Origin of the sequence: Pseudomonas sp. MF6751 (assembly GCF_016613265.1) — a bacterium.
In the GTDB taxonomy this organism is placed as follows: Bacteria; Pseudomonadota; Gammaproteobacteria; order Pseudomonadales; family Pseudomonadaceae; genus Aquipseudomonas; species Aquipseudomonas fluorescens_BV.
Window position 1 is genome coordinate 1 of the sequence record NZ_JAENSV010000085.1, and the last position, 7,245, is coordinate 7,245.

The following is a 7,245-nucleotide window of genomic DNA, read 5'->3' on the forward strand; positions in this document are numbered from 1 at the left end:
GGCTGAAGCCTTGAGCTTGACTGAGTTGAATGATGGCGCGCTCTTCGACGCTGAGTTCGGAATAGGACATAGGGGCAGCACCGTACCGGAAAGGTCAGGTGTTGCACTCAGTTTTCGCGGCCGCCTTGTTTTTCCTCACATGTTATGGCGATTCATTTCGCCAGGGGTAATGGCCATGATCGAGAGGTCACGGTGAAACTGCAGAACTTCCCTTTCCAGCCAAATTTCAATGCATTTACCGCTACAACCGTTGGAACGCGTTATTCGACAACTTTGAAGTTGGGCGGCATCTTGATCGACACCGTCTTGATCTTGCAGTCTTCGCCAATCGCAACATCGGCGGCTTCCAACTTGCCGGTGGCGTTATCCCAAGTTCCGTCGGCCGTCGACGGCCCACACTTGCCGCCCAGGCCAAAGGCATGCACGTCCACGCTGATCTTCGACATGGAGCCGCTTTTTGTATCTTTGGCGATTAACACCCAAGGCAAGTTGATGGCTTCGACACGGCTGCACTTGAGGCCACCGTCGAACTCGACTTTGTCGACATTCACCGATGAACCATCGGCTGCAACCTTGCCGGCTACCTTGATGGTGCAGTCGGCACTGATGAGCTTGCCTTTGGAAAAGCTGATAGGTCCCTGGGCGGTGAAGGCACTGCCAGCGGGTTCGATACGCGCAGCCTGGGCCTGGTGGTAAGCAATCAAACCCATGGCCGCCAACAGGATGTGGGCGGTGAACTTGGCAGAACTTTGCATGGTGTACGTCCTTCCCTTGAAATTATTGTTGTAGGGTCAAACCACGTTCTTGCATTTCATTACCGGGGGCGATCAGAACCTGCGCGATACACAGATCCCGAGTACGCCCTTACCGCTTGATACGTATCAAAATGGTTTGGCAGTGCCGCTGTACTTCTCCAGATACTTCAAGCGCTTTGACGGTTGAAGATTGGTCAGGTTGATATCGCCGGCATAGTGATTCAGTACACGATGGTCCATGCGACGCCGCCACAAGTACGGCACATAAGCCCAGACAATCATGCTGGCGTAGCCATACGGAAGTTGCGGTGACTCATCAAAGTGACGCAGCGACTGATAACTACGCGTAGGGTTGGCATGGTGATCGGAGTGCCGCTGCAACTGGAACAGAAAGATATTGGTGACAATTCGATTACTGTTCCACGAGTGACGCGGCGAGCAGCGTTCATAACGGCCATTGGGCAACTTCTGACGCTTGAGGCCGTAATGCTCGACGTAGTTCACCACTTCCAGCAACGAGAACCCGTAGATGCCCTGGATAATCAGGAACGGAATTACCGCCGCCCCCAGCCAGGCAATCATTGCGCCCCACAACACCACGCTGTACATCCAGGCGCTGAGAACGGCGTTCTTCCAGTGCAGGGCCGGCAGGCCGAGTTTGCGCAGGCGTTCGCGCTCCAGGTTCCAGGCCGACACGGCGCTGAACCACACCGAACGCGGCAGGAATGCCCAGAAACTTTCACCGAGGCGCGAGCTGGCCGGGTCTTCCGGAGTGGCGACCCGTACGTGATGGCCACGGTTATGTTCGGTGTAGAAGTGGCCGTAGAAGGTCGGCGCCAGGGTGACCTTGGCCAGGAACACTTCCAGGGGTTTGGGTTTGTGCCCCAGCTCATGGGCGGTATTGATGGCAATGCCGGTGGCGGCACCGGTGGACATGGCCATGCCCACATAAGTCAACCAGCTGACTGCACCGTGAAGTTCCGTGCGGGTGGTGATGAACGCGGCGGTCCTGGCCAGCCAGTTAGAAGGTTCCAGGGTGGCCGTGGCGTGCAACAGGCCGCCGTTGATGATCCAGTCGATACCGCCCGCAGCGAGCCAACCGGTGATGACCACCGAGGCAATCACAAACAGCACCCCGGTGTAGACGATCCAGCGGTAGTAGCGTTGGGATTCAAGGTGGCTGACCGCAGATTCGGGCGGGTTGCTGACGTCTTCGCCGAGCATGCCGTCAATCAGCGGGATCAAGCCGAAGATCACCAGCACGCCCACCCACCACAGTTGTTGCACGCCTGTAGTGATGGCAAGGGCGCCGGAGAGCAAGGGCGTCGCCAGCGGCATGATGCCGAGCCACCACAGGTGGCGTTTGCCGTCGGCCCAGACATGCGGGGCTGCCAGAGTCTGGTTCATGGCAGCCTCCGAACGCATTCGGTGGGCAACGAGACAGACGACAGGTATACGGAGCGTTGACTGCTCCGGGAAATCAACCATGCGATAAAAGGCGTTTTTTTCATTATTTTATTCGCTCTTAGGCATTTCAAAAATAATTTCAAATTACACATTGAAATAATTTTTTAAATAAATAGCGCGGAATCGTTAGGTCGTCAACTAGTTTCTCCAGCCCTTTTTTCCGTGACCGAGCAGTCTCTTTTCAGCCGTTTGGTCAGGTACTCAGGGGCAGGCGTCAACGCCAGGCGCCGCAGTCAGGTGGCACTGTTACTGGCTCGCCAGGGCGACAGGTGGATTTAGTGGCCGGACGCTCTCGCCGGGTCGAGCCCGCTTGGCCACCTGCTCCACCAGCGCCGCCACGCGCTCGGTGGCGGTGATCGGCAACATATGCCCACGGCCTTCGATCACCTGCATTTTCAGCCCTGGCACCTTGCTGGCCAGGGCCTGGCCGTGTTTCTGGAAGTCGAGCACCTTGTCCTGCGCCCCGTAGATCAGGCCGATGGGCAGGGTCAATCGGGAGTAGCGCTTGACCATCTCCGGCAGGTGGTCGTTGACCCCGTTGATCTCGGTGGACGCGGCGTAGAAATTGTCGGGTCGCATGCCCAGCAAACCGCCGCCACGGGTGGCGAAGTCTGGTGGCGCAGGATCGGGAGCAAATACGCCCTTCACCACCGAGTCTTTGGTCAACAGGCCGATGGGCAGGGTCAAGGTGTGCGCCACCCAGCGCCGCAGCCAGGCCGGGCGCACGGCCAGAGACAGGAACACCAGCGGCAGCATGCGTTGGGGGTGAGTCAAGGGCGCAACCAGCACCAGCCCGGAAACGGCATGGGGATGGTCGAGGGCCAGCGCCAGGGCAATCGCGCCGCCCAGGGAGTGCCCCAGTACCAGCGGTTTGCCCAGGTCCAGCGTATTGATAAAGGCCGCGATTTGTCGCGCCTGGGCCGGCAGGTCTGCCGGCGTGCCGCTGTGCCGGGTGGAATAGCCTGAGCCCGGCCGGTCGAGGCTGATGACCCGAAAATGCTCACGCAACTGGCCGGACAAGGCATAGGTCAGGTTGCGACTACAGCCCATCAGCCCGTGGATCATCACCAGCGGCGGGCCCTTGCCCTCTTCGACATAATGAAAGCGCTCGCCATCCACCTCGACGAAACGCCCGTTGATCGGCACGGTCGCTTCAATGCGCCGCGTCATCCAGGCACTCAAGCCCCACAACGCAGCACTGGCGCCCGCCAGCACACCCGCAGCGACAACCCATTCGACAGCCATAGCTCGGTCCTCTGCTTCCCTGCTGCTGGCGACCCGACCGGAATTGATCTGGCCCCAGCCATCGTCCACGCCCTGGACCTACACTTCATGCATACCACGTTCGTCCGTCGGACAAATCGCTCATGCGCAACAAGGTCCTAGCGTAGGCGAATTTTTCAGGTAGATTATTTAAAATCTTTTTTAAAATAAATAATTCAATTTTCCTTTGCAATGGTGTTCTATCTAAAAGACAAAACAAAAACAGGAGCACATCCGATGCCCAAGCGCTTTATTGACGAGGCAGCCCTATGAATGCCCTCAGCGACTCAATCGACATCGCCATCATTGGCTCCGGGTTCGCGGGCCTGTGCATGGCGATCAAACTCAAGGAAGCCGGGCTCACCGACTTCTTTATTGCCGAACAGGCCGAGACCCTCGGCGGTACGTGGCGCGACAACCACTACCCAGGTTGCGCCTGCGACGTGCAGTCCCATGTGTATTCGTTTTCCTTTGCGCCCAACCCGAACTGGACGCGACAGTTCGCGGCGCAACCCGAGATTCGCGCCTATCTGGAAGACTGCGCCAGGCGCTTCGAACTGGCGCCCTACCTGCGCTTTGGCATGGGCCTGCAACGGGCGCTGTTTGATGAACAACAACAGCGCTGGCAACTGACCTTCACTAACGGCCGCCACGTCAGCGCACGGGTGCTGGTGTCGGGCATGGGGGGGTTGTCACGCCCGGCAATGCCAGATATCCCAGGGTTGGACAGCTTCAGGGGCAAGCGCTTCCACTCCCAGCAGTGGGATCACGAGTATTCCTTGAAGGGCAAGCGCGTGGCGGTGATCGGCACCGGTGCCAGCGCTATCCAGTTCGTGCCACAGATCGCCCCGCAGGTAGCGCACCTGGACCTGTTCCAGCGCACACCGCCGTGGATCATGCCCAAGCCTGATCGGCCGATTTCAGCGTTCGAACGCTGGTTGTTCAAGCATGTACCGCTCACCCAAAGGCTGGTGCGCGCTGCGCTTTACTGGGCGCTGGAAGGCCGTGTGGTGGGCTTTGCCCTGCATCCACGCCTGATGAAAATGGTGCAGAAAATCGCCCTGCGTCATCTGCGCAAACAAGTGGCCCGCCCTTCCCTGCGCAAAACCCTGACGCCGGACTACACCATCGGCTGCAAGCGGGTGTTGATCTCCAACGACTACTACCCGGCACTCTCGCGCAGCAATGTCGAGGTGGTCACCGACAGCGTACTGCGCATCGAAGCCGACGGCGTGATTACCGCCGACGGTATCAAGCACCCCGCCGATTGCCTGATCTTCGGCACGGGTTTCCAGGCCAGCGACCCGTTGCCCCGTGGCTGCATCATCGGCCGTGACGGCATCGACCTGATGGACGCCTGGCGCGATGGCGCCCATGCCTACAAAGGCACCACCGTGCCGGGCTACCCGAACCTGTTTCTGATCGTGGGCCCCAACACCGGCCTGGGGCATAACTCGATGATCCTGATGATCGAGGCCCAGGTCGCGTACATCCTCGACGCCCTGAAACACATGCAGCGCCAGCGCCTTGCCACGGTAGAGGTCAAGCCCGCCGTGGAGCACGCCTACAACCAGCAGTTGCAGGGCAAGCTCAAGCGCACCATCTGGAACACCGGCGGCTGCCAGAGCTGGTACCTCGACCCGCGCACCGGCAAGAACACCACGCTGTGGCCCGGCTCGACCTGGCGCTTCAAGCAGGTCACCCGGCATTTTGCCCTCAAGGACTACAGCGTCAGCCAGGCGCCGGCGCCCGCCCTGCCGCGAGCGGTTGCAACGCCCCACTCCACCACAGAAGGCAGCCTGTCATGAAGTCATTCAACGGCCGCGTCGCGGCGATCACCGGCGCGGCTTCCGGCATGGGCCGCGCACTGGCCCTGGCCCTGGCGCGGGAGGGGTGCCACCTGGCGCTGGCAGACAAAAACAGCCAGGGCCTGGAACAGACCCTGGCGCTGATCCGCACCTCGACCTTGTCGCCCGTCACTGTCACCACCCAAGTGCTGGACGTGTCCGACCGCCAGGCAATGCAGGATTGGGCAGCACGCTGCGCGGCCGAGCACGGCCAGGTCAACCTGGTCTTCAATAATGCCGGGGTGGCGCTGTCGAGCACCGTCGAAGGGGTGGATTACGCCGACCTGGAATGGATCGTCGGCATCAACTTCTGGGGAGTGGTGCATGGCACCAAGGCATTCCTGCCGTACCTCAAGGCCAGCGGCGACGGGCATATCATCAATACGTCCAGCGTGTTCGGCCTGTTCGCCCAGCCCGGCATGAGCGGCTACAACGCTACAAAGTTCGCGGTACGCGGCTTCACCGAAGCCTTGCGCCAGGAACTCGACCTGCAACGCTGCGGCGTCTCGGCCACCTGTGTACACCCCGGTGGTATTCGTACCGATATCTGCCGCAGCAGCCGCATTGACGCGAACATGACCGGTTTTCTCATCCACAGCGAGCAACAAGCCCGCGCCGATTTCGAAAAACTCTTTATCACCGACGCCGACCAGGCCGCCAAAGTGATCCTGCAAGGCGTACGCAAAAACAAGCGCCGCGTGCTGATTGGCCGCGATGCCTATTTCCTCGACCTGCTCGCCCGTTGCCTGCCGGCGGCCTATCAGGCCCTGGTGGTGTTTGCCAGCAAACGCATGGCGCCCAAGCCGCGCACGCCAGTGTTTGAAACCAACGACGAGCCCCGACTCTGAACAGGAGCACGCACCATGCTGCCGATCCGTCGCGATATCCGTTTTGCCTTGCCTGCCGAGCGCATCAAGAACTGGCACGAACAAGGGCCTGTGGTCAGCCATTTCTTCAATGCCCTGTCGTTGCTGTTTCCCCAGGGCGAGCTGTTCTTCATGGACAGCGTGCGCCACTACCGTGGGCAGATCGATGATGCCGAACTGAAAAAAGAGATCCAGGGGTTTATCGGCCAGGAGGCCATGCACAGCCGTGAACACGTGGCGTATAACGACTTGCTGCAAGCGGCCGGCCTGCCGGCGCACACCCTTGACCGACGCTTGAAGTTCTTCCTCGACCTGCAGAAAAAACACCTGCCGCCGTCGTTCAACCTGGCGGTGACCATCGCCCTGGAACACTACACCGCCATGCTCGCCGAAATCCTGCTGAGCGACCCGTCGCGCTTTGGCGACTCACTCAAGGGTTACCAGCAGATGTGGTATTGGCACGCCCTGGAAGAAACCGAACATAAAGCCGTGGCGTTCGATGTGTGGAACAGGGTGATCAAACCATGGCCTGCACGTTACCTGCTGCGCACGGGGACCATGCTGACCACCAGCGTGCTGTTCTGGGTGGTGGTGCTGGATTTTCACGTGCGCCTGTTGATTGCCGACCGCACTTCGGGCGGCACGCTGAAGGGCTTGTGGCGCATGGTTAAGTTCTTGTATGGGCCCAAGGGGGTGTTTCCGCGGATGTGCCGGCCGTGGCTGCATTATTTCAAGCCGGGCTTTCATCCCTGGGATCATGACAACCGGGCACGGTTGACGGGCATTGACCGGTTGGTCGAAGAGATAGAGCGCACACGCCGCAGTTACGACGCTTATCAAACTGACGCCCCTTGACCTAAATGTGGGAGCGGGCTTGCTCGCGAAAGCGGTGGGTCAGTCATATTGATGTCGACTGACACGCCGCCTTCGCGAGCAAGCCCGCTTGTATGCTAGGACTTGAAGGGAGGAGAAGGGACAAAGCCCGATTCTGACTGTTGACGCAGTACAGACCGTGGGAGATTTCGCCCCTCCTCCTTTCACCCAAGC

The 7,245-nt window shown here is 59.9% G+C and carries 6 protein-coding genes; 3 read left to right on the forward strand and 3 right to left on the reverse strand.

Annotated features, from left to right (window positions below):
- Positions 1–260 precede the first annotated feature (260 nt).
- The 3 genes from praA to JJD66_RS27640 form a co-directional block, all read right to left on the reverse strand.
- Positions 261–755, reverse strand: a complete 495-nt coding sequence (gene praA / locus JJD66_RS27630; RefSeq protein WP_014718292.1) for an alkane oxidation protein activator PraA — start codon at positions 753–755, stop codon at positions 261–263.
- 126 nt (positions 756–881) lie between these two features.
- Entirely contained in the window at positions 882–2,162 is a 1,281-nt protein-coding gene (locus tag JJD66_RS27635; protein ID WP_200649497.1) for an alkane 1-monooxygenase, read from the reverse strand.
- 306 nt (positions 2,163–2,468) lie between these two features.
- Positions 2,469–3,467 (reverse strand): alpha/beta fold hydrolase, encoded by a 999-nt coding sequence (locus tag JJD66_RS27640; RefSeq protein WP_200649498.1) that lies wholly within the window; start codon positions 3,465–3,467, stop codon positions 2,469–2,471.
- Positions 3,468–3,754: 287 nt separating this feature from the next.
- Between JJD66_RS27640 and JJD66_RS27645 the strand changes: the two genes are divergently transcribed.
- The 3 genes from JJD66_RS27645 to JJD66_RS27655 are packed head-to-tail and all read left to right on the forward strand — an operon-like array spanning position 3,755 to position 7,053.
- Positions 3,755–5,293: a flavin-containing monooxygenase gene (locus JJD66_RS27645; RefSeq protein ID WP_200649499.1), complete on the forward strand. Its 1,539-nt coding sequence runs from the start codon at positions 3,755–3,757 to the stop codon at positions 5,291–5,293.
- Positions 5,290–6,180, forward strand: a complete 891-nt coding sequence (locus JJD66_RS27650) for an SDR family NAD(P)-dependent oxidoreductase (RefSeq protein WP_198716086.1) — start codon at positions 5,290–5,292, stop codon at positions 6,178–6,180. The genes JJD66_RS27645 and JJD66_RS27650 overlap by 4 nt, the downstream gene beginning before the upstream one ends.
- A gap of 15 nt (positions 6,181–6,195) precedes the next feature.
- Positions 6,196–7,053, forward strand: a complete 858-nt coding sequence (locus JJD66_RS27655) for a metal-dependent hydrolase (protein WP_200649500.1) — start codon at positions 6,196–6,198, stop codon at positions 7,051–7,053.
- The last annotated feature ends 192 nt before the right edge of the window (positions 7,054–7,245 follow it).

Coding starts and splice junctions, on each gene's coding strand:
- praA (WP_014718292.1), bottom strand. CDS start 755: ATGCAAAGTTCTGCCAAGTTCACCGCCCACATCCTGTTGGCGGCCATG.
- JJD66_RS27635 (WP_200649497.1), bottom strand. CDS start 2,162: ATGAACCAGACTCTGGCAGCCCCGCATGTCTGGGCCGACGGCAAACGC.
- JJD66_RS27640 (WP_200649498.1), bottom strand. CDS start 3,467: ATGGCTGTCGAATGGGTTGTCGCTGCGGGTGTGCTGGCGGGCGCCAGT.
- JJD66_RS27645 (WP_200649499.1), top strand. CDS start 3,755: ATGAATGCCCTCAGCGACTCAATCGACATCGCCATCATTGGCTCCGGG.
- JJD66_RS27650 (WP_198716086.1), top strand. CDS start 5,290: ATGAAGTCATTCAACGGCCGCGTCGCGGCGATCACCGGCGCGGCTTCC.
- JJD66_RS27655 (WP_200649500.1), top strand. CDS start 6,196: ATGCTGCCGATCCGTCGCGATATCCGTTTTGCCTTGCCTGCCGAGCGC.